General features: G+C 46.1%; 16 protein-coding genes and 1 tRNA gene. 6 read left to right on the top strand and 11 right to left on the bottom strand.

Annotated features, from left to right (window positions below; all coding sequences use genetic code 11):
* Positions 1–68 precede the first annotated feature (68 nt).
* The 3 genes from QUA83_RS04110 to QUA83_RS04100 form a co-directional block, all read right to left on the bottom strand.
* Complete coding sequence (locus QUA83_RS04110) at positions 69–1,316, bottom strand: URC4/urg3 family protein (protein ID WP_333291705.1); 1,248 nt, start codon at positions 1,314–1,316, stop codon at positions 69–71.
* Positions 1,313–2,395 carry an adenylate/guanylate cyclase domain-containing protein gene (locus tag QUA83_RS04105; RefSeq protein WP_333291703.1) on the bottom strand — a complete coding sequence of 361 codons (1,083 nt, stop codon included), beginning with the start codon at positions 2,393–2,395 and terminating at the stop codon, positions 1,313–1,315. The genes QUA83_RS04110 and QUA83_RS04105 overlap by 4 nt, the downstream gene beginning before the upstream one ends.
* An 89-nt stretch (positions 2,396–2,484) precedes the next feature.
* A complete protein-coding gene (locus QUA83_RS04100) occupies positions 2,485–3,732 on the bottom strand; it encodes a GTP cyclohydrolase II (RefSeq protein ID WP_333291702.1) in 1,248 nt (415 codons plus the stop codon).
* 403 nt (positions 3,733–4,135) lie between these two features.
* Between QUA83_RS04100 and QUA83_RS04095 the strand changes: the two genes are divergently transcribed.
* Positions 4,136–5,470 (top strand): cytosine deaminase, encoded by a 1,335-nt coding sequence (locus tag QUA83_RS04095; RefSeq protein WP_333291700.1) that lies wholly within the window; start codon positions 4,136–4,138, stop codon positions 5,468–5,470.
* A gap of 491 nt (positions 5,471–5,961) precedes the next feature.
* Complete coding sequence (gene queC, locus QUA83_RS04090; RefSeq protein WP_333291698.1) at positions 5,962–6,636, top strand: 7-cyano-7-deazaguanine synthase QueC; 675 nt, start codon at positions 5,962–5,964, stop codon at positions 6,634–6,636.
* A 126-nt stretch (positions 6,637–6,762) separates the two neighbouring features.
* Here queC and QUA83_RS04085 read toward each other — a convergent pair whose 3' ends face one another.
* Both QUA83_RS04085 and QUA83_RS04080 read right to left on the bottom strand, forming a co-directional pair.
* Positions 6,763–8,241 carry a hemolysin family protein gene (locus QUA83_RS04085; protein ID WP_333291696.1) on the bottom strand — a complete coding sequence of 493 codons (1,479 nt, stop codon included), beginning with the start codon at positions 8,239–8,241 and terminating at the stop codon, positions 6,763–6,765.
* Positions 8,242–8,308: 67 nt separating this feature from the next.
* Positions 8,309–9,001, bottom strand: a complete 693-nt coding sequence (locus QUA83_RS04080; protein ID WP_333291694.1) for a hypothetical protein — start codon at positions 8,999–9,001, stop codon at positions 8,309–8,311.
* A 184-nt stretch (positions 9,002–9,185) separates the two neighbouring features.
* On the opposite strand from QUA83_RS04080, the gene QUA83_RS04075 reads away from it, so the two are divergent.
* Positions 9,186–9,258, top strand: a tRNA-Ile gene (locus QUA83_RS04075).
* A 371-nt stretch (positions 9,259–9,629) separates the two neighbouring features.
* Here QUA83_RS04075 and pyrR read toward each other — a convergent pair.
* From pyrR to QUA83_RS04055, 4 genes are all read right to left on the bottom strand, one after another.
* On the bottom strand, positions 9,630–10,163 hold the full coding sequence (gene pyrR / locus QUA83_RS04070) for a bifunctional pyr operon transcriptional regulator/uracil phosphoribosyltransferase PyrR (protein ID WP_333291691.1): 534 nt from the start codon (positions 10,161–10,163) through the stop codon (positions 9,630–9,632).
* A gap of 252 nt (positions 10,164–10,415) precedes the next feature.
* Positions 10,416–11,495 (bottom strand): adenosylcobinamide-phosphate synthase CbiB, encoded by a 1,080-nt coding sequence (gene cbiB / locus QUA83_RS04065; protein WP_333291792.1) that lies wholly within the window; start codon positions 11,493–11,495, stop codon positions 10,416–10,418.
* Positions 11,496–11,850: 355 nt separating this feature from the next.
* Entirely contained in the window at positions 11,851–12,234 is a 384-nt protein-coding gene (locus QUA83_RS04060) for a GFA family protein (protein WP_333291690.1), read from the bottom strand.
* Positions 12,235–12,271: 37 nt separating this feature from the next.
* Positions 12,272–12,715 (bottom strand): Rrf2 family transcriptional regulator, encoded by a 444-nt coding sequence (locus tag QUA83_RS04055; RefSeq protein ID WP_006635345.1) that lies wholly within the window; start codon positions 12,713–12,715, stop codon positions 12,272–12,274.
* A 265-nt stretch (positions 12,716–12,980) separates the two neighbouring features.
* On the opposite strand from QUA83_RS04055, the gene QUA83_RS04050 reads away from it, so the two are divergent.
* On the top strand, positions 12,981–13,370 hold the full coding sequence (locus QUA83_RS04050) for an AbrB family transcriptional regulator (RefSeq protein ID WP_015179394.1): 390 nt from the start codon (positions 12,981–12,983) through the stop codon (positions 13,368–13,370).
* 765 nt (positions 13,371–14,135) lie between these two features.
* Positions 14,136–17,717, top strand: coding sequence for a PAS domain S-box protein (locus QUA83_RS04045; RefSeq protein ID WP_333291688.1), 3,582 nt, complete (start codon positions 14,136–14,138; stop codon positions 17,715–17,717).
* Between the two features lie 295 nt (positions 17,718–18,012).
* On the opposite strand, the gene QUA83_RS04040 is transcribed toward QUA83_RS04045, so the two are convergent.
* On the bottom strand, positions 18,013–19,116 hold the full coding sequence (locus QUA83_RS04040) for a site-2 protease family protein (protein WP_333291686.1): 1,104 nt from the start codon (positions 19,114–19,116) through the stop codon (positions 18,013–18,015).
* Positions 19,117–19,970: 854 nt separating this feature from the next.
* Here QUA83_RS04040 and QUA83_RS04035 point away from each other — a divergent pair.
* Positions 19,971–21,047, top strand: a complete 1,077-nt coding sequence (locus QUA83_RS04035; protein ID WP_333291685.1) for a DUF3616 domain-containing protein — start codon at positions 19,971–19,973, stop codon at positions 21,045–21,047.
* 140 nt (positions 21,048–21,187) lie between these two features.
* Here QUA83_RS04035 and QUA83_RS04030 read toward each other — a convergent pair whose 3' ends face one another.
* Positions 21,188–22,825, bottom strand: coding sequence for an AAA family ATPase (locus QUA83_RS04030; RefSeq protein WP_333291684.1), 1,638 nt, complete (start codon positions 22,823–22,825; stop codon positions 21,188–21,190).
* Positions 22,826–22,835 lie beyond the last annotated feature (10 nt).

Here is a 22,835-nt window from a genome sequence, read left to right as displayed (position 1 = left end):
CGAACTTCCTTCTTCCTGACATCCGTTACATCCCGTACATTGCTCGTTGCCGAACTTCCCTCTTCCCTCTAAAACACAGTGCCGTCACTTTCAATCTGAATTGGTGGCACTCCACCAGCCCTCAATTCCCCCGCAATTTTCCGCCCCGCCGCCCAAGTTCCTCCTTGCAAAATCTTCACCAGCGGCAATTCTGTCGCACTCAAATGCAGCTTTTCTCGAATAGCTGCAGCAATTTTATCTAAAAGATTGACAGTGAGCGATCGCCATTCCACTATAACTTCCGAACCAGGCAAGTAAGTCTGCTCAAAAATAGCCGAATCTTTTGCCTGCAACAGCCCGATATCCAAACATAAACCGCCGTTTCGGTACTCCGGCAATCCCGTTAACTCATCCAATCCGGCGACTTCTAAACCAAGTTCTTGCAGCGGTTCCAACAGCGAATAAGTCAACCACTGCGAGAGTTTGTGAAATGGCACCAATTCATCTCCGAGATTTTCTCCTATTAAAGCCGGATGCCGCCAAACATCGCCTAAATTAACACCACCAATTGCATATCTTCCCGGCCAAATTTCCCCAAAACCTGTCAAAACAGCGCTCAACACAACCGCAGTATTCACAGTTTTGACTCCAGAAACCCGACTGTCGAGCAAGTATTTTGCCAAATTACCGGGACGCGGGTTTTCGCTGCCAAATAATAATGGATGCTGGCAAATCGCATTTCCCAAACGCTGCAATAATTCTAATCTGCCTGTTAAACCAACTAGCGGATTGTCTCGACTTACCTGAAAGCCCGCAGCTAAGGTTTCTAGTTTTAATTGAGAAAGTCCGCGATAATCAGCTTGCCAAGGAAAATCGGGATTGCTGGAAAAAACACCTTGACAAAACATCCGCAAGCTGGCTATTGCTAACCCTTCAGAACGGCGGTAAACCTTCCCGATTTCTGGTTCGCAATACTGCCAATCTGCACCAGCACCGGCATCAAGCAAAACGCTGATAATTGCTAAATCAAATTTGATCTTAGCTTGCTCTATGAGTGCAAATTCGGCTATTGCTGCATTCAATTCGGCGAGTCGCGACAGGTTCCCCGCTTCAAAATGTCGCCAGCGACTGTGAAAGGGAATGTTAAAATCGGGATATTGTTGGCGCGTTGTATCAATTACATAATTTGCTGCTTTGTCGAGTTGGGATAAATCGACGCGGAAGTAGCGAAGTTTATCTTGGCTGGCTAAATCAAAAAGCCGATCGCACTTTTGGCGAATAGCAGCCGGCGTTCTCAGATATTCTACAATCTCAAGTTCAATATTATGCAACTTCATACAACCAAACAGCGGTAAACATCGTTTTCTTGAAAAAAGTCAAACTGACTGTAATCTAAAAGATTATCTAAAATCGCATTTTTATCGATTTTTATCAGCTTATATTCCCACTTCGACCCGCTGACTTCGCGTTTTATGTGATCTGAAACTATCACCGAATTTTTTTCTCTACCGGGAGATACTATTTTACTTAAATCTTCCAGCCTGTCGGCTATGTGAATATCTTTTCCGTAAGTGCAAGACCGAAATATATATAAATTTCCCTTAGCAACTCCCACCGACAAGCCACAAGGTATTTGATTGGCGTTAATAAAAAGTTTCCAATTCTCGCACAGACTTTCCATTGCCGCTAAGGCTGAGTGAGCTTCCGGGAAAGTCAACAAATGCGAATCCCCAACAATACTCCGAATTGTGCCGCCGTATTCTTCGCAAATTGTTTTTTCAAAAGTATCAAAGTTGGTGAGCAAATATTCCACATCTTTGATAGAATTAGATTCTTGATAAGCTATAAAACCTCTCAAATCTGCTTTAATTATTGCTTGATTCTTGATGATTCGCGTTTTGTAACTTTGGTCAACTTTGTATACTTTTTCAGGTTCGCTCATCCCTTTCAAAGAAAACTCATTGACAAAAGACGTTTGCACTTCTGCTTTGTTGAGCGCCAGCCATGCTGCTTGGGACAAATATATTTCATCCGGCGGAGTTACTGATTCTATACGCGCTGTTAAATTCACCGTATCGCCAAAGATATCTTTATCTTGATGCAAGACATCTCCTAATGTAATAGACACGCGAATAGCCAATCGTTCGTCGTTCGCCTTGCTAGATTGTTGCGCTCTCAATTCTTGCTGCATTTCTATAGCTGCTACCGCCGCTGCTGTGACGCTGGGAAAAATTATCCAAAATGAATCACCTTCCCCTTTAATCACGCTGCCTTCATTTCTGGCGCTAATATCTGAAACAAAAGTTTTATGCTCGTTTAACAAACTACTTAAGTCCGACTGAGATAATTTTTTGACTCTGGCGGTATATCCACAAATATCTGTTTTTACGATCACACTAGAACGCAAATTAGCCATAACCTACCCTGACTGATCAAAAACCAGCAATAAATTTCATTTAGCAAAGACGCGATTGTTCGCGTCCCATCGGTCGCGTCTTTGCCCTCTTAATCTCCTAAATCGCGTCCGATCGCTTCTGCAAGAATTGTAGCATCTGGCACAGGGTCAGGCGTGTAGTAGCCGGCGGCTTTTTTGGCGACGATTTCGACTTGTGCGTCTGCGGGAATCCAATCTTCAGGAATGGGGATGCGATCGACCACCTGAATGCCAGAATTGATAATCGCATTGTATTTCATATCGCTCATAGAAACTAAACTGTCAATTCGAGAGATCCCCAACCAGTGCAGCACGTCTGGCATTAGTTCTTGAAACCGCATATCTTGAACTCCCGCCACACATTCAGTGCGCGTAAAATAGGCATCAGCGCGATCGCCGCCTTCCTGCCGTTTTCTGGCATTGTACACCAAAAACTTAGTCACTTCCCCCAAAGCTCTCCCTTCCTTGCGGAAGTAAACTATTACCCCAGAACCCCCGGCTTGTGCCGTTTGGATGCAAATTTCCATCCCGTGTACCAAATAAGGGCGACAAGTGCAGATATCGGAACTGAAGACATCAGAACCGTTGCATTCATCGTGTACCCGTACCGCCAACTGCTTATCCGGGTCAGAAATATTCGCGACATCGCCAATAATATAAACCGTAGTTCCGCCAATTGGTGGTAAGAAAACGTGTAAGTCCGGCCGCGTCACTAAATCCGAGAACATTCCGCCTGTTTGCTCGAATAGCACACGGCGGAGAACGCTTTCTTGGGCGCCGATTCGCCTAGCAATTCCCGGCAAATACCACACCGGATCGATCGCAATTTTAGTTACTGCTAAATTGCCACCTGCTTTGACTATTTTGCCATCAATTTGCACTCGCCCCTTAGCTATGGCATCTTGCAATTCAGGCATATTCATATGAGCTTTAGTGACAGCAATTGTCGGGCGAATATCATATCCCTGCTGGAGAAATGAAGTATAAACTTCGCTGACCAAACCCCCAAAGGGATCGAGAGAAACAATCAAATTGCGATCGCCCCAACTCGGGTGCGGCCCGATGTGTGCGGCCGGAGAGGTGTTGGTAAAATCGGGGCGGTGATCTGCTTGGAGTGCGCCGGAAGCAACTGCTAGCGCGCGATAAACTGAGTAGGAACCCGAATGAGTGCCGATCGCATTCCGGTGAGACGATTTGGTGAGGCTGCCAATCACAGGCCCCCGTTTCAGCGGATCGATTTCTCCCCAGTGGATGGGATGAGGTTTTGTGCCGGATCTGTCGGGATGGGATGTTAAAACTATATGCTTGGGTTTTGACACTGTTGTTTTTGGCTCTTGCTATGGATGCTGCTGTTAGTTTAAAGTTAAATTGCAATTTGAAGCAGTGATTTATGATAGCAAAAGGATTCGGGATCGGGAAGTATCCGGCATAGCCAAACTCGTGACACTGATTTTCGCGCTGTCCTGAAAATATAAAAGTTTTGCATATGTGCTTCAGTGATTAGGGCGGGAGTACCAACAGCAAAGCTACCTATTTAATCCAAGTTTCTCTAGCATTTATATTTTCTTTGTGCATGATATTTGTTTAACTAACCGCAGAGGGCGTAGAGAATCTCGAAAAGAGAGAAAGAGGGGAAAAGAGATGTTCACAATTCCTGGGAAGGTTGTTATAGTTACAACTGGTAGCCGGGAATTATCAAGAAAATACTAACTCACAAAATTAATGTTGCCAAGTACATCTAATTATTTGCTCAAAAATGCTCGCGTGCCCGCGTCTCTTCTAGAGATGAAATCGATCGCCCCGTCAGCTTCTACTGTGGCGACAACGGGGAGTGAGAACAATTTTTGTTTGGTGGATTTGGAAATTGCAGCAGGGGCGATCGCCCAAATTACTCCTGCAGGTAGAAAACCTGTATCCTCCTCTGGAGATATCCCAGTTATAGATTTGCAGGGTGGCTTAATTTGGCCTTGTTTTGTGGATATGCACACCCATTTAGACAAAGGTCACATTTGGGAACGATCGCCCAATCCCGATGGAACTTTTGCCAGCGCGATCGAAGCGATAGGCGCTGATGCCCAAAAAAACTGGAATGCAGAGGATGTTTACCGGCGAATGGAGTTTGGCCTCAAGTGCAGCTACGCCCACGGAACCAAGGCTATCCGCACTCACATCGACAGCGCGGGCGAACAGGGAACCGTTAGTTGGGGAGTATTTGAAGCGCTGCAAGCCGAATGGGGCGATCGGCTGATCCTGCAAGCAGTTTCCCTGGTTTCCCTGGACTATTTCCTGACACCAGCCGGCGAAAAATTAGCCGATCGCATGGCCCAAACCGGTGGCATTCTCGGCGGCGTCGCCTATATCAACCCCGACTTAGACAAACAACTCGATCGAGTTTTTGACTTAGCCAAAGAACGAAATTTAAACCTAGACTTCCACACCGACGAAAACGACGATCCAGAATCAACAACACTGCAGGAAGTCGCAAAAACCGCCATCCGCCATCAATTTTCCGGTCAAATTATCTGCGGACACTGCTGTAGTTTAGCCGTACAACCGTCAGATTTAGTAACAGAAACTCTGGAATTAGTCAAGCAAGCAAATATTGGCATTGTCAGCTTGCCGATGTGCAATCTTTACCTGCAAGACCGAGAATCTCAGCATACACCGCGCTGGCGGGGAGTGACACTGCTGCACGAACTCAAAGCAGCAGGAATTCCCGTTGCAGTTGCTAGCGACAATTGTCGCGATCCGTTTTACGGATTTGGCGACCATGATGTTTTGGAAGTCTTTAATATGGCAGTCCGCATCGCCCATTTAGATAGACCTTATGGAGACTGGCCCTGTGCAGTTACAAAGACTCCAGCCGATTTAATGGAATTGCCGAATTTAGGACGAATTGCAGTTGGTTTACCAGCAGATTTGATTTTGTTTAAGGCGCGGAATTTCAGCGAATTGTTATCTAGAGCGCAGGGCGATCGCACAGTTTTGCGGCAGGGCATTAAAATTGATACAACTTTGCCCGATTACCGCGAACTCGATGATTTATTAGCAATTTAAATCTGACATCCTGCATCAATCTCAAGAACAGGCAAGATGCCTGTTCCACAAAAGATGAATTTTCTTTCTACGGGCTGCATCAATCTCAAGAACAGGCAAGATGCCTGTTCCACAAAAGATAAATTTTCTTTCTACTGGTTCCCAGGCAGAGCCTAGGAACCAGTTAAACACGCACTATAGATTATCAACCAACGTCCCTTCTCTTCTCTTCTCTTCCTTCGCGTACTTCGCATCTTCGCGGTTCATTACTCGTTACTAGGCTCTGCCTGGTAAAGTAGATCAGGAGGCTCTGCCTCCCATTTTTCTGACCGTAAGGCGAGGCAGAGCCTCTAGATATCGGTTCCCAGGCAGAGCCTAGGAACCAGTTAATTTTTAGGGTAAGCTGTGCAGTGCCTAAGCTACATTGAGATGTTCTGCACAACTCTTATTATTGTCAATTTGCCACTAATTTGATATAAATATAAAAGCTAATTTGATTGAGGATGTTTTAAGTGAAAGCAGTTATTTTATTGTCGGGAGGGCTGGATTCCTCAACTGTTTTGTATCAAGCCAAGGCCGACGGCTGCGAGTGTTACGCTATTTCCTTTGACTATAAGCAAAGACATCGGCGGGAGTTGGAATCAGCAAGGGCGATCGCACTTTCGGCCGATGTTAAGGCGCATCAGATAGTAAACTTTGACCTAACGCTTTGGGGCGGTTCCGCTTTGACGGATGATGAGATGGAATTGCCGATCGATCGCAATCTTGCAGAAATGTCTCAAAACATCCCCACTACCTACGTTCCTGCTAGAAATACAATCTTTCTCAGCTTTGCCCTAGCCTACGCAGAAACTCTAGAAGCCGATCGCATTTACATCGGTGTCAATGCTTTAGATTATTCGGGATATCCCGACTGCCGCCTCGATTACATCCAAGCAATGCAGGAAGTATTTCGGTTAGGAACCAAGCAGGGTAGAGAAGGAAATGCTATTAATATTATAACACCTTTGATCGAACTTAAAAAAACAGAAATTCTTCAATTAGGCAACAAATTAGGAGTACCTTGGGAGCAAACTTGGTCTTGCTACGCAGGCGGGAAAAATGCCTGCGGCGTTTGCGATTCTTGTCGGCTGCGGTTGGCGGCTTTTGAGGAATTGGGGCTGAAAGATCCGGTGCCTTATGCTTAAACAGTATTCCGACTCGGCGGTTGAAAGCGCTCCTCTCTCTCTAAAAAACTAAAGAATAAACGGGGTTGCTAACTCAGATTTGGGAGAAAAAGTTGCGCTATTTTGAGCGCCCTTTTCATCCAAATCTTAATGAGAAAATTTTGCCACACTACTCACCCCGCTATTCTTTCGCCCTTTCCCCACAACTTCCTCATCCGCTGCTGCAACTTCACCTAAAGCTCGATCGCCCGCTGCCCCTTCCAACAAGTGAATTTGAAGTTGATCCAACCGCGGCCCGCACACAGAAACAACCGTAAGTTCCACATTTTCGCCACACCAAACTTCCCCCACAGCCGGCATTCTTTGCAACTGATAGCTCAGAAAACCTCCGATTGTCTGATATTCGTCAGTTACTGGCAAATCCAAATTCAATATTTGATTCACATCATCTAAATTTAACTGCGCTTGCACTAAATAAGTGCGATCGTCCAATACTTGCAAAGCAATTTCTTTACTGTCGGGCGACTCGTAGCTGCGGCCGATAATTTCGGCAATCAAATCCCTCAGTGTCACTAACCCGGAAATGCCACCAAATTCATCGACTACGATCGCAATTTCTTCCGACGAACTCTGCATCAAAGGCAGCAGTTCCCCCAGCAGCATCATCTCTGGTACAAACCTCACCGAACGCATCCAAGTTAAAATAGGCGTATCGGGAGATAGCAAACCTTCAGCTAGGGGTTTCGCAAGTTGTTTGAAGCCAATAATACCGATAATGTCGTCTAAAGAATCTCCCGTCACGGGATAGCGGGAATGGTTAGAAATCGCCATTTCGTCGAGCAAAGTTTGAAAGGTGGCTGTTTTGGGAAGTGCGACAATGCTAGGCCTCGGCACCATTACTTCTTCTACCCAAACTTCGCCAAATTCAAACACGTTGTTGAGCAATTCTCGCTTTTCTGCTTCCAATCCGCTGGATTCGCTGGAAGTAGCTATAATTAATTGCAGTTCTTCGGGAGTAACCGGCCGATGCCTTAGATCGTATTCGATGCCCGCAAACCGCAACAGCGATCGAGTAGATTGATTGAGAAACGACACAAAGGGCTTGAACAAACGGGCAATCAATAAACTCGGAGGCCCTAAAGTTCTGGCTAGCTGTTCGGAATACAGTAACGCTACAGATTTGGGAAAGAGTTCGCCCAATACGATTTGCAGGTAAGCTAGCAACAAAAAAGTTACTATTGAGATGCTAAAAGAATGGGCGATCGCCGACTTGATGTAAATTGGCAGCGGCAAATAGCCGATCGACATTCTCACTAGCACGGCGATCGTACTTTCCCCAATCCAGCCGAGAGCTAAACTAGAAAGAGTGATTCCCAACTGCATTGTCGAGAGCAATCGCTCAATACTTTGCTGCAAAGATTGCACAGTTAAAGCTGCAACGTCGCCAGCGTCCACTAACTGATTGATGCGCGATCGGCGTACCGTCACCATCGAAAACTCAGCCGCCACAAAAAAAGCATTGATCGCAATCAGCAACAGCACTGACAGCAACCGCGACAGCACCTCTGTCCAACTCATCGCGGGTAAATCAGATATCTCCTGCACTCTCGCCCCTAAAAGTGACACAATGCTCCCTAAAAAAACTTTCTCGCTCAAACGTGAGAATCCCTTTGGAGGTTTTACTCCTTTTGTTTTACTTCGCCACTGGAATGCCAGATATTTGCAACTGAAGTTTTTGACCTGGATAATCTGTCAGCGTCAACGAAACTTCCTTAGCATTTTCCAGCAAAGCTGTGGGAATACTCACCGTACCGTAATACACCTGCCCGTTGGGGGGCAGTTCCGACGGCAAATCCTCGGCAGTCGCGCTCAGGGCTCGGCCACGATCGTCAGTGACGTTCAAGAAACTGTAGAGAAACCTCACAGCTTGGGAGCCTTCATTTTTCATGCTCACGTCTAGCAGCATGGAATTGTTGCGCTGACTGGACGCGCTTACCTCCAAGGTTATTCCCCCGTCGCGACTGTTCAGGGGAAACTTGGCGCTAGCATTTTGTGCAGCCGGTTTTTTGGCCGCGGCTGGTTTAGAGCTTGCCTTCTCTGTTTTCGTATTTGCCCCGGCCGTTGTTTTTTCTGGATCGCGACCTTCTACCCGTGCTTTGACGGTTGTGAGAATGTCTTTTTCTTTCAAAATGCTCACTTGGTCTTTGCTAGCCGTCTTTCCAGGCTTGCCGCTGCCAGCATTGTTGCTGGGACGAACATCGGGTTGAGTCGTTCCTTGCAAGGCTTCGCGACCTATAGTAAATCCCCAAACAGAACTCGTCACGCCTGCTCCAAACATTAGAGCGAGCAGAATTAGAGTCAGCACTACCGTCGAATTCACTGCCATTGCCTATAAGTTTATGCCGAGTTTTAGAAACTGCTTTGTCAGGTCGATCGGCTCCAGCACATTGGCTAACAGGCGATCGGGACTCAGCAGATCTAAAGATTTTGATTTTTGTTCTCTAGTTCTAGCACGGACTGAGAAATTATGTTATAATTCATTTTGAGTTAGATCAAAGAAATAGATTTAACGGCAGTTGGCCGAGCGGTTTAGGCAGCGAACTCATAATTCGCCCCAGGCAGGTTCAACTCCTGCACTGCCGATTTAAAATTAATCACGACGCTCCCCCCGTGAACCCAAAACCGGGTTTATTCCCTCGACGCATGGGAGGCGAGAAACCGGGTTTCTCCGAATTTTTACGTTGAGTAACGATAAATATACGTAGAAACCCGGTTTCTGAGGTCGCAAGTGCGATCGCGGCAAACTAGACATTTGATCGATCGACTCCTTGCAGAGATATCTTGGCTCCGCGCGCGTCCATCGCACTTGCGACCTCAGAAAATTATGATTCCGATGCCAACGGAAACGATAAGTAGATCCACCTAATTAAACGAAAAATACGGATCGCGCTCAAGCTTGCTGTGTAAGTCTTCTTCCTTCTTCCTTCTTCCTTCTTCCTTCTTCCTTCTACTTATCAACCCTTAATTAACTCCACTCCGTCGCGCCCGTCGAGCTCGTGAACGTAAACCTTAACTTGTTCTTCCTTTGCAGTCGGCAACTTTTTACCCGTAAAATCCGGCTGAATCGGTACTTCTCGGTGGCCGCGATCGACTAATACCGCCAACCAAATTTTCTCCGGCCGCCCGTAATCATTTACCGCATTCAAAGCCGCTCGACTCGTTCTGCCTTTATATATAACGTCATCTACCAACACCACGGTTTTGCCCGTCAAATCAAAAGGAATTTCTGTTTTAGCCGGTGTCCGCATCGCAACTCGATCCAAGTCATCCCGGTAAAAGGTAATATCCAAAGCGCCCACGGGTACTTTGACTTGTTCGAGGACTTCAATTTGATCTGCCAAAATTTGAGCTAAAGGAACTCCTCTACTATGAATGCCCAACAGCACTAACTCCGAGGGATTCCCTGATTTTTCGACAATCTGGGAAGCGACGCGGGTGAGAGTGCGCCTCACTTCATCAGGGGATAAAATTTCGATAATTTTAGTCATTGTTTGCTGCGAGCTAATTGTTGGCTGTTGGCATATCGAACAATTTGAGATTTTAGATGGACTTGACAGATGAATCTGGGGATTTGAACAAAGGTCAAAACTTTTTTGGCTGCTGTCGGTGGCTGAGCTCTGTCTTCTGCAGGACTTACCCAGAACGGATGAAAAGCAGATGCTGCGATTCCTTGCAAGCGGGCGAACAATGACAGAAATACGTTATTTATGCCTCCTGGAGTGTTCGGGTGAGGTCATCAGTTAGCGGCTCAAACATAATAAGGTATAAAAAAGCAATGATAGTCCCAACCAAATCAGAAAGCAATACCGAGTTAATTGCAATGCTTGGCAAATTAGCGGCGCTGTGATAGGGTGAACCGGCTCGCCTAACAGCGGTTTGTGTTTGAGAACTCCGCGATAGGAATTAGTACCTCCTAGTTGTACTCCCAAGATGGCGGCGTAAACGCACTCGCTCCAACCGGAATTGGGGCTGGCATCTTTAACAGCATCTCTCTGACAAATTTGCCAAATGTAAATCGGTTTGCCAGATATAACGGCTAAAGTAATCACTGTTAGGCGGCAAGGAATCCACGTCAGCACGTCTTCTAGTTTGGCGCTAAACCATCCTAAATCAGTGTATGGCGCTTCTTTGTAGCCGATCGTAGAATCTAATGTGCTGGCTGCTTTGTAAGCGATCGCCAAGGGGACTATAGCAGTCGCCCACATCGAGTTAGGATCGATCGGCGCCGCGGTAACACTTAATAATAGATGCGGCAGAGCGAACCCAAGTAAGGCATAAAATAGCGGTGCTGTCACGCCATCGACTGCATTCTCGGTTACAGTTTCTAACAATGCTCGCAGAATTTCAGGCTCCGATAAGTTTTCGGTATCCCGGCCGACGTAAAGGCTCAACCTTTCTCGCGCCTTGACTAAATCTCCAACATTTAAAGGTGCTAGCACATCCTCTGCTGCCGCCCTCAAACTGCGACCTGCAAAACAGCTTGCCAGCAAAATGGTCTGTATGGCAATACCTAAAAGAGGATGCACCCAACTAGCAGCTTGGACGATCGACCAACTGACAGTATAACTGCCTACAATCAGCCCGATCGCTAGTATTGTACCAGCACCTCGTAGCAGCAGTTTGTGCTGCTCGCCAGCGGGACGCTCCTCTGCTTCAGGCATTTTGCCTGCGGGATTATTCCATATATTAAAGACAAGTCGAGTATAACGGTCGATCGCCCAACCCATCGCCTGCACGGGATGTGGCCAACCCCAAGGATCGCCGATCGAATAATCCAACACCGCAGCTAAAATCAAAACAGGAAATTCATCCGGCATCATTATATATTGTGTCAAACTTGATAGTCCGTCAATCGATTTTAGATTTTAGATTTTAGATTAAAGAATTGAAGAAAGCGACCCCACCGATCGATCCGGGGACTTGCGATGGGGAGCGAGGAGGTTTTTTCTCGCTCCACGGATGAATCCGGGGACTCGAAGCATCTTCCTGGATTGTCAGAGCAGGAGCCATCGCCCCATAGAGCAGATTTTAACTCCTGCTACCCTTGCGGACTTTGATTTTTTGAGCTGCGATTTTATAGTAGAAGGAAGAACGAAGAAGCAATAAAGGCAAGGCTTTGAGCAATTCAAAACCTCATCATCATCAGGCGTGGTTGCTATAACTGCTGAGATTACTTTAGTCGCCGAGCAAGTGTACGTTCTGCTCCCAATTAACACCATCAAAGGGTAGGATCTGAAAGTGTTCGATGGCATCTGAGTCAAGACAACGGACGTTGACATCGAAATGATCGGGATGCGATCGGGGGCGATAGAACGAGTGAATGCCGCAAATTCGGCAGAAAGTATGTTGAGCAGTTCCTGTATTAAATGTATAGGTTGTCAAAACATCTTCGCCACTGAGCAAGGTAAAACGTTCCGGTGGCACAATGAGGTGCAAAAATCCCTTCTTTTTACAGATAGAGCAGTTGCAATCAGATGCTTCGTGTTTGTCAACGGCGACACGGAAGCGGACAGCTCCGCAGTGACAGCCACCAAAGTAAGTAACAAGTGTTGCGTCCATGTGTGCTTGCTGCCGATCGAATGAATGAACTTACCATTTAAATGATAAAGCTAGTTTCTTCCCCAAGAGCCGCTTGCCAACTGCGGACATCATAGTATAAGTCTTCGAGGGAAATACTGTACAGCGCTTCGGCAAGTTTTTTGTGCAATCGGTTCCACAAACTGAATGTTACCCAGTCCTCTGCTTGCGTCGCGTCGGGAAAATGTCGAGGTAAAGGTTCAATAGTTTCACCTACAGCCTCTAAGATTTGTCCTAAAGAGATTTGAGCGGGCTGACGGGCTAATTGATATCCTCCTTGGGAACCCCGAACAGATTGGACTAAACCGGCTCGTCGCATTTCAATCAGCAATTTTTCTAGATACGGAGCAGGTAACTCCTGTCGCTTCGCTATCGATTTCACCGATGTCGGGCCAAAGCGAGGTTGCAAACTTAGATCCAGTAATGCTTTGACACTGTAGTGTCCGCGTGTGGTTAACTTCATGGGATTTTAAGAGCGGGGCAAATATTCAGCTAGCTGATAGCTGATAGCTTATGCTACCGAGTTTAGAGATTGCTCGCACCGGTTGCAGCTACTCCTCAAGAAAGACTGCAGGTTGTTAAAAATATTTAGATAATAGTGGTTAACAATTGAGCCGATCGGTGTAATATAGTTTTACGACCAGCTATAAAGCTAAAGTTTCTTGGTCAAACCAAAAACCAACCGAGAAAAAATCCGTACACCAGTTGAATATTTCAGGACTCAGTAAATGGCTAAAAAGAAAAATATCGAACCCCTTGAAGGCGAAGATCTGATCAAAAAGGTCAAAGACCTAGAGAACCTTACCAAGGAAGAAAAAGCTAGAGCCTGTGGCTACTACACCGTTACCAAGAACGGCGTAGAACGGGTCAACATGATGAAATTCCTGAATGCGCTGATTGATGCAGAAGGCATTCAGCTAGACGGGAAGCAAAACGGCAATGGACGTGGCGGACGCTCTGCCAGCTATCGGATTAGCGTTCAATCTAACGGCAACTTACTGATTGGAGCTGCCTACACCAAACAGATGGAACTCCAGCCGGGAGATGAATTTGAAATCTCTCTGGGACGCAAGCACATTCACCTGCGCCAAATCGATCGAGAAGAAGAAGAATCCTAGGCTTTTACAACTTGCTTTGACTTCTTGCTTGAACTGGTTGGTTTGACTTCAAGCATTGACTGCAAGCAGAGAATTGGCTCTTAAATCTTTTTGTGAGCCTAAAACACTATGGCTTCTATAGATGGCAATGGCTCGACAAAAGCCACTGCCACTACTTTATAGTTTCCGAGAATACCTATTCTCGACCCTCGCTATATCCGTGTGGACAAGCGGGGGATTTTCCGCGTAGCTGTTAAAGAGAAGTTCGGCAACGAGCAGTGTACAAGATGTAACGGATGTAACGCATGGATGTTCACCAAGGGATTGTATAGTGGATTTAACGGATGAATGTTGAGTTTCGATGGTCGAGGTTCCAGGCAAGAAGCAGGTTAGGTTGAGCTACGAAACCGAACAAAGCAAGAAAATGGCGGAGGTATTCTGGGCCAAGAGTGCGTAATACCAGTTTAAAATTTAAAAAAAAGAATGTAACTGTCGGCAAACTCCAAAGCACGAGCTTCCTCATTCATCCCCAATTATTTAATCTAAAATCTAAAATCTAAAATCTAAAATTGTATAAGTCTCGTGCTTGCTCCTGATTGGTGTGTGTGGGAGGGGTTTTGAGGGCAAGGAAACACCTCGATCGCCCCTACGTGAAATTACAGGCGGGAACAGTTAAAGTGTTAGGGAGCAATTAGTCATCAGCCTATGCCGTTGCCCCGATTCGCGAGTAAAACTTCTCAACACCAAACAAAAATCTCCCTGCGTCGCCTTCTAGTAGCCTCTTTTGTGCTGCAAATCGTCGCCGTAGTTGGGATTGTCGGGTATCTTTCCTTTCGCAACGGAGACAAAGCAGTCGAAGAGCTCGCCGAGAAATTGATCGCGGAGACGGGAAAGAGAGTTGAAGAAAAGCTGATTTCTTTTCTCGAACCTACCCAGTGGGTAAATCAACTTAACGCTGAAGCGATCGAGCGCGGTGAATTAAACTTACAGTTAGAAAAGCCACAGCCTCGGGGAGAGAAGTTCCTCTGGCAGCAAATGCGATCGTTTAAAAGCATTCAGTGGATTTCCCTCGGTGCGGAAAAATCAGGAGAATATCTCGGAATTTGGCGCAACCCCACGGATAACAGCTTGCAAATTGTCGTGGCGAACAAGTCTAGCAACTTTCACAGCATTTACTACGCTACAGACAGCCTAGGCACTCGCACCGCTAAATTAAAGGCAGAACCCAGAACCTACAATGCCCGTCTCCGCCCCTGGTACAAAGAAGCTGTCGCAGCTAATAAACCGATTTGGACGAGCATTTATCCGGGTTTTAATCCTGGGACTGTTTTTATTGCTACCAGCCAACCGATTCGCGATCGAAATGGTAAATTGCTAGGAGTTTGTGCCGTAGACTTTTCGCTTTCGGAGCTTGAGCAATATCTGCATCGCATTAAGCTTAGCAAAACGGGACAAATTTTCGCGATCGAACGATCGGGCTTGCTGGTTGCCAGTTCGAGTCAAGAATCACCCTTTAGAAAGATTTATGGAAACCCGCAACTGCAGCGGCTAAATGTTTTAGACAGTCAAACTCCTGTCATTCGCACCGCAGCTAAATATTTGTACGAGCAATTCGGGGGCTTTGGCGACATTAAGCAGCGGCAGCAACTGAAATTTAGCCGAGACGGGCAGGAATATTTTGTGGAAGTGCTGCCGTTTTCTGATGTTTACGGTTTGAACTGGCTGATTGCGATCGCAGTTCCCGAATCCGATTTCATGGGGCAAATTAACAAAAATACGCGCACTACAATTTTACTTTGTTGGGCGGCGCTGCTGCTATCGACAATTGCCGGAGTGCTGACAGCTAGGTGGGTAACGCTGCCGCTGCTGCGGCTCAACGAAGCAGCTAAACATATTGCCGCCAGAGAGTTCGATCGCGCTGTTACTGTCAGTAGGCTTGAGGAAGTCGGCGAATTAGCGCAGTCTTTCAACGAGATGGCAGCTCAACTGAAACAGTCTTTTCAAGCTTTGGCAGAAAGTGAAGAAAAATTTGCCCAACTGGTAGAAAATTTGCCCGTTGGAGTCTCGGCGATGACTCCGGGTGGCGCAGTTATTTTCATGAATTCGGCGGGTGAGCAGATATTGGGGAGGGGAGAAATGCCCGATGCTACCGCACAAGAGCTACCACAAGCTTATCAAATTTATAGGACAGGCACTAATCAACTGTACCCGGCCGAGCAAATGCCGTTTGTGCGGGCGTTGAATGGCTTGGAGGTGATTGCTGAAGATATGGAAATTCGCCGAGACGGGAAAAATATTCGTTTGGAAGTGCGAGCACTGCCGGTGTTTGAGGGTGGGGGGAATATCCTTTATGTTCTTACTGTTTTTAAAGATATTACGGCTCGCAAACAGGCAGAGCAAATATTGGCTGACTACAACCGTACCCTGGAAATTCAAGTAGTCGATCGCACGAGCGAGCTAGCCTCGATCAATGCCCGCTTGCAGCTCGAAATTGAGGAGCGCAAGCAAGCTGAAAAAATTATCCGTCAAGAGCGCGACTTTAACTTAAAGATTATCGAAAATTCTCCGATTTTTTTTGTGGCGATCGACTCTGAGGGTAAAATCCTGCTGGCGAATAACAGTATGCTGGAAGCTGTGGGCTATACTGCCACAGAAGTTGCAGGCAAAGATTACTTAGCGACATTTGTACCCCCAAGCGATCGAGCCGGATTACATTCAATTTTTACGGGCGTAACAGCGCGGGAGCAAACGGTTAACGAACATCGCATTCTCACTTCGGACGATCGGACTTTGTTAGTCGAGTGGCACGGCACACCGGTACTCGACGAAGGTGGCAGCCTGGATTTCTTGTTTGGATTTGGGATTGATATTGGCGAGCGCAAACAAGCACAATTAGCCTTGCAAAAAAGCGAAGCTCTGTTTCACAAATTAGCCAACACTGTTCCGGGAGAGCTTTACATCTTCGTGCAGCATCCCGACGGCTCAGTCAAGATGGAATATATCAGCCCTCTGTGCCGAGAAATTCAAGAATTAGAGCCGGAGGAAATCCAGAACAACTCTGCTTTACTCTACGAACAAATGTACCCGGACGATCGATCCAGTCACTTCGAGGCAATTGTCAAAAGTGCCACCGATCTAGAACCATTTTCCCACGAGTGGCGGATTGTGACAGCATCGGGAAAACTCAAATGGCTACAAGGTTATTCTCGACCCGAATTGCGCGAAAATGGAGATATTGTCTGGCACGGCATAATTATTGATATGAGCGATCGCAAACAAGCAGAACAAGAACTCCAACAAGCCAAAGAAGCCGCAGAAGCTGCCAACAAAACTAAAAGCCTCTTTCTCGCCAACATGAGCCACGAATTGCGAACCCCCCTCAACGCCATTCTCGGCTTCGCTCAATTAATGGAACCCAGCACTAATTTAACTTTGCCCGAAAAAGAAAATATCAAAATTATTCGCCGCAGCGGAGAACACCTGCTGCAACTGATCAATCAAGTCTTAGACTTATCTAAAATAGAAGCGGGGCGCATGACACTCAACGCCAAACTTTTTGACTTGTACCGCTTGCTGGGGGACGTGCAAAATATGTTTCAAATTCCGGCGAGAAATAAAGGATTGCAATTAATTATTGACTGCTCTTCGGATGTTCCCCAATACGTGGAAACTGATGATTTTAAGTTGCGAAAAGTGCTAATTAATTTATTAGACAATGCGGTTAAATTTACCCATTCCGGTTCAGTTTTAGTTACTGTAGAGCCGAATAAAACAGGAATAATTAAGCAGACAGAAAAAGATGATTTCGATGTGGATAATCAAGAAATAGTTATTATTTCCTTTGAAGTAGCCGATACAGGAGTTGGTATTTCCCCGGAAAAATTAGAAAGTATATTTGAATTATTGGTGCAAACTTCATCAGAAAAGCAAGTTCAAACAGGTACGGGTTTAGGATTAAATATCAGCCGCGAGTTCATAAGATTAATGGGTGGCGACATTACCGTCGATAGCGAAGTGGGACAAGGGACTATCTTCAAGTTTGACATTCAAGTTGTTACCGCAGTGGGTGCTGGTGAAGTTATCAATAAATATGTTGAAGTCAATGATTTATCGCCGAGTTCAAGTATGGTACAAGAAAAAATATCTGATAGTGCTGCAATATTTACGCTGGACTCCAAGCCGAAAGTTTCCCCAGAATGGACGAGCAATCTAAAACAGGCAGTCCGTGAGGCTGACTTCGACTTGATTGCCACAATTATTGAGGAAATCGGCAGCGATAATGATGTGTTTGCGGAAGTTCTGATGAATCATCTATATAATTTTGATTATCAAAAAATATTAGATTTGATTGCTGAAATTGAGATGTAGATTGCTGAGCTTTCGGGTGCGCCGAAACTCACCTTGCCTATAAAGTTGTTGTAGGAAGCATCTCAGCAGAGATGCTCCCCGAACAGTTATTTTAGCTGCTGCGACAATAGTCCTGAGATGGCATAAAATCCTCGCTCAAAGGTCTATACACTCTGATAATTATCATGCTTGATTTGCTGCGAATAATTGAGTGTTTGAGTTGACTTTTTTGAAGCTAGAGTTAACCCCCCCGATCGCCCTTTTGGTAAAGGGAAATCGAGGGGGTTAACTATTATTTGTCAAGTATCTAAGGAGATTAAGCAGGGTTCGCTTCGGCTCGTCTTTGTAGCAGGCGGGCGATTTCAGCTTTTTCTACAAGTCCGACGAGGACACCGTTTTCACGAATGACGGGGAGTTCTTGTACTTTGAGTTGTTCTAGGAGGGTGACGACTTCGAGGAGGGATAATTCTGGTTTGACGGTTGTGGAAAACTCGATCGGCTTCAGGAGTTCTTTGACTAAAACTTCGGGCCAGCGTCCGGTAGGAATGGTTTTGAGGTCATCAAGGTCGATCGCCCCTACCAATTGTCCGGCATCATCTGTTGCCAGGAACCTGCGCCAGGTATGAGTGCTACCGATAACGTAATTGTTGGCAAATTCTCTGAGGGACAAGTCTTGGGAGACGATCGGACTTTCGGGGGTAACAGCATCTGCGGCTGTCAGGCCTGCCAGTTGATTTTGGACTGTGGCATATTGGGCAGATTGACCGGCATTTTGCAGTAAGAACCAACCGATTACTAGATTCCAAATATTGCCGAATATGCCTGTAGCAATGGCAATCCAACCAATTATTTGACCGACGCGGCTAGCAAAAATTACACCTTTATAAGGGTTGCCAGTAATTTTCCAGACGATCGCTTTGAGGATGTTGCCGCCGTCGAGGGGCAAACCGGGAATTAAGTTAAATAAGGCTAGAACTAAGTTGATGGAAGCTAAAAGTCCGACGATGGCGGCTGCGGGGCCTGTGAGACCAGCACCGATGCCGATCGCTGTTAACAAACCGGATAAAAATAAGCTGACCAACGGGCCTGCAATTGCTACCCAAAATGCTTCGGCTGGGGTTTTAGATTCTCTTTCTAAATTAGCCAGTCCGCCAAACAGAAATAGCGAAATCGATTTCACGCCAATTCCCTGTTTAATGGCTACCCAACTGTGTCCTAATTCGTGGGCTAAGACGGAAGCAAATAACAGTAACGCTGTGAATAATCCCAGCATCCAGGGCGCTACGGGGCCCAAGGTGGGAAACAGGGCAGCTAATGCGCCGCCGTACTGCCAGGTGACTAAACCCAGAACTAAAAACCAAGATGCGTTGACAAAGAAGGGAATCCCAAACAGGTTGCCGACGCGAAATGTACCGTTCATAATGGCTACCTCTGATTTTACGAATGAGAGGTTTTTCTCTCTGTCTCCTTATCGTAACGAAACGTAACGGCGATGTTAATGCTTCCATTAGGGTGTTATCCGTCTGTGGAGGTTCGGTTTGCTGAATAATTACCGCCGACTGCGGTTTTGCCCGCTAGGGGTTAAAAATCCTTATCTCAAAACGGAAGTTCTTGCTATGAGGCTTGAGGAGGATATTTTTTTTAATTTTCTGTTTTAGTTTTGAGTCGGTTTTAACTGAGATCTTGCACCATTCTCAATTACTTTTTTAGGAACAGGCAAGATGCCTGTTCCACAAGAAAACTCATTAGACCTCTTGCAAAAATCCTTTTCCTCAATTGATGGGACGGGCTCTCCGGCCCATCCCACAAGAGTTATTTTTTATTGTGGGATGAGCCGGAGAACCCGTCCTAATTATTTTTGCAATAGGTCTATTCTTTGTGGAACGGGCATCTTGCCCGTTCTTGACAATGGTGCAAAATCTCAGTTTTAACTCAAATCTTGCACCTCTGTCATGAACAGGCAAGATGCCTGTTCCACAAAAATTAAATTTTCTTGTGGGAATTAGGAGTTGGGCATCCTGCCCATCATAAACAGGCAAGATGCCTGTTCCACAACAGATGAATTTTCTTTCTTGTGGGGAGTAGGGGTTGGGCTTCTAGCCCGCCCATAAAAGCCTTATTGAGAATGATGCAACATCTCAGTTTTAACTGAATGCAAGCTTTGATACCGAAAATTAATTCGCCGACAGACTATTACACCTGTGGCAAGATATCAGTTTCAAGCAGCTTTAGCTATAATGACTGACCATAACAATACTTTTGCTGCTAATAATTATGCCAGAATCTTTTTTGCTCGGTCGCCTGCTGCTGCAATTCAACAGCGAAGCGGCTGATATTATTACAGACTTATCCGCTGTTGCTTTAACTCCCGATGGCTATTTGTGGCTGGGTTCCGATGAAACGACTTTGATCGAGCGTTTGTCGCCTGTCGCGCCTCATATTTTTGGAGAACATCAAAGATTTGCGATCGCAGATTTTATCGATCTAGCTGAAGAATCCGAAATCGATATTGAAGGAATGGATTTCAGCAACGATTATCTTTGGGTGGTCGGTTCTCACAGCACCAAACGCAAAAAAGCTAAAGGCAAAGACCCCGGCAAAGACATTGAAAGATTAGCACAAATTGTGACAGAGGTCAACCGTTATTTACTGGCGCGCATTCCTATGAAAGACGGGATTTTGTGCGAGTCAATTCCCGATTCAGACAATCCCGAAATTCAACTGACAGTGGGATGCCTGCAGCGGACAGAAACAGGCAATTTGCTGACAGACGCGCTCAAAGATGACACCCACCTCGGTCTATATTTATCTGTGCCGATTCCGAGTAAAGAAAATGGCTTTGATATTGAAGGGTTGGCGGTGCGCGGAAATCGCATTTTGCTCGGTTTGCGGGGGCCGGTGCTGCGGGGCTGGGCGATAATTTTAGAAATAGAAGTTGAAGATGCTGAACTGGGAGTTTTAAGGCTTAAGGCGATTGGGGAAGGAGGGAAATTGTACAAGAAACATTTTGTTGATTTGAACGGTTTGGGGGTGCGAGAATTGTGCTGGAATGGGGAAGATTTGATGGTTTTAGCCGGGCCGACGATGACTTTATCTGGGGCGATGAGGGTTTTTCGGTTAAAGGGGATTTTAGGGCGATCGGGCGACAGTATTACTGGGCAAGATGGGGGAGATTTGGAGGTATTGTTGGACTTGCCTTTTAAGGTTGGTACGGACAATGCTGAGGGATTGAGCCTGTTTCCATATTTGGGGGAGGAGAATTCGCTGTTAGTGGTTTACGATTCGCCGGATGCGGGGAGAATGGTGGATAAAAATGCTATTTTTGCGGATATTTTTCAATTAGGTTCGTAGTAGTATGGTGCGTCATAAGGGGAGATATTTGGGATAATTAATCAGGCATGAATTGACGCACCATGCAATTAGGAAGGTTCGTCTGATGGGATTTTTCAGAGAATTAATTAAACCTTAACTGACGCACCATACAAGTGGGATTAATTGTCGATCGCATCCCTTCGCCGCTGGCTGTAGCGTTTCAATTCATCAATTAAGTGAGTATCGTTAGAAGCTGTTCTCGCGCCCGCTTCCGCCGCCCACCGTTTCAAATCTTCAATTTGCGATCGCGCGATCGCAGCTAAAGGTACAGTATCCTCGATCGACCTCAAAATATCCTCCGTCATCAAATCCCGGCGCTGTCCGTTGACAAACGTTCCAAAGGCCCGATACAACCCATCTATTACGACTTGTTCGATTTCTGCACCGCTAAAATTCTCAGCGCACTTCGCCAAAATCCCCAAATCAAACTCGCGCAATCTAGTCGGCCGCAAACGCTGCAAATGCACTTTAAAGATATCTTGCCGTTCCGATTCTGAAGGCAAATTTAAAAAGAAAATTTCATCAAACCTGCCTTTTCTCAGCAACTCTGCCGGCAAAATTCTGACGTTATTTGCAGTTGCGACAATAAACACCGGGCTGGTTTTTTCCTGCATCCAAGTAATCAAACTGCCGAATACCCGGCGCGAAGTTCCCGAATCGCCGTCGCTGCCGCTGATAATGTTGCCGAAGGCTTTATCTATTTCATCGATCCACAAAACGCAAGGTGCGATCGCCTCTGCTAATTGTATCATTTGCCTGACGCGACTTTCGCTTTCCCCGACCACGCCGCCAAACAATCTCCCAGTATCCAATCGTAGCAGCGGCAAACGCCATTCGCAAGCAATAGTTTTCGCAGATAAAGATTTGCCAGTACCTTGAATTCCTACTAACAAAACGCCTTTCGGATTCGGTATCCCGTAGCGACGCGCTTCGTCAGTAAAAGCATCTTGCCGCATCTTTACCCACTGTTTCAAATTCTCCAAGCCGCCCACACTTTTCAGGGATTCTCTCGAGTTAAAAAACTCCAAAATGCCCGTTTGGCGAATTGCTTGCTGTTTTTCCTCCAAAACTCCGTCAATATCTGACTCATTAATTTGCTGTTTGGCGGCCAAAGCTTTAGCCAAAACCCGCCCGATTCTAGCGCGACTCAAACCCTGACAAGCTTTAACCAACTGTTCCCTTCCTAAACCGCTAACTTGCAACTGTTGCGGCTTTTCGACAACGTGGGAAATTAAACTGTCGATTTCTTGCACGTTGGGCAAAGGAAAATCAATTACTGTGACTTCTTCTTTCAATTCCTCCGGCAATTCCAGCGTGTGAGAAGTAAGAACTATAGTTTTTTTGCTGCGCTTCAATTCCCGCGTTAAATTCCGCAATTCCCGCACTACCGCCGCGCTTTTTTCGCTGTATGGATATTTCAAAATTGGGTGCAAATCCCGCAGTACAAATATGGTATATTCTTCAACAGCAGTTTTGCTGACGCGATCGAGCGCCGCCATTACCGAACCTTTCCCAGAACCGTTATCCTCCCACCCGCGCACAAGATCCCAGAACAATACCCGGCGCGCGGGAGTTACTTGCAGCGCTACTTGGGCAATTACGGCTTCGACCGGTTCCTCCTCCGCGCCAACAATGTACAGCAGCGAATAGCGGGCGCGAATCATCAAATCTAGTCGCTTTACCAGTGCCTCGAAATGGTTATTTTTACTGCCATTGACGGCATCTAATTCTTTGTTGTTTGGGTTGTTTTCTGTCATTTTAGTGAAT

This window comes from Microcoleus sp. K1-B1, assembly GCF_036704705.1.
Classification (GTDB): domain Bacteria; phylum Cyanobacteriota; class Cyanobacteriia; order Cyanobacteriales; family Microcoleaceae; genus Microcoleus.
Note: the sequence above shows the minus strand (reverse complement) of the source record. Positions and strands in the feature narration are given on the sequence as shown.

Bases quoted from the DNA above. Each gene is read 5' to 3' on its own strand.
- QUA83_RS04110 (WP_333291705.1), bottom strand. From the start codon at position 1,316: ATGAAGTTGCATAATATTGAACTTGAGATTGTAGAATATCTGAGAACG.
- QUA83_RS04105 (WP_333291703.1), bottom strand. From the start codon at position 2,395: ATGGCTAATTTGCGTTCTAGTGTGATCGTAAAAACAGATATTTGTGGA.
- QUA83_RS04095 (WP_333291700.1), top strand. From the start codon at position 4,136: ATGTTGCCAAGTACATCTAATTATTTGCTCAAAAATGCTCGCGTGCCC.
- QUA83_RS04080 (WP_333291694.1), bottom strand. From the start codon at position 9,001: ATGGCAGTGAATTCGACGGTAGTGCTGACTCTAATTCTGCTCGCTCTA.
- pyrR (WP_333291691.1), bottom strand. From the start codon at position 10,163: ATGACTAAAATTATCGAAATTTTATCCCCTGATGAAGTGAGGCGCACT.
- cbiB (WP_333291792.1), bottom strand. From the start codon at position 11,495: ATGATGCCGGATGAATTTCCTGTTTTGATTTTAGCTGCGGTGTTGGAT.
- QUA83_RS04060 (WP_333291690.1), bottom strand. From the start codon at position 12,234: ATGGACGCAACACTTGTTACTTACTTTGGTGGCTGTCACTGCGGAGCT.
- QUA83_RS04055 (WP_006635345.1), bottom strand. From the start codon at position 12,715: ATGAAGTTAACCACACGCGGACACTACAGTGTCAAAGCATTACTGGAT.
- QUA83_RS04050 (WP_015179394.1), top strand. From the start codon at position 12,981: ATGGCTAAAAAGAAAAATATCGAACCCCTTGAAGGCGAAGATCTGATC.
- QUA83_RS04040 (WP_333291686.1), bottom strand. From the start codon at position 19,116: ATGAACGGTACATTTCGCGTCGGCAACCTGTTTGGGATTCCCTTCTTT.
- QUA83_RS04035 (WP_333291685.1), top strand. From the start codon at position 19,971: ATGCCAGAATCTTTTTTGCTCGGTCGCCTGCTGCTGCAATTCAACAGC.
- QUA83_RS04030 (WP_333291684.1), bottom strand. From the start codon at position 22,825: ATGACAGAAAACAACCCAAACAACAAAGAATTAGATGCCGTCAATGGC.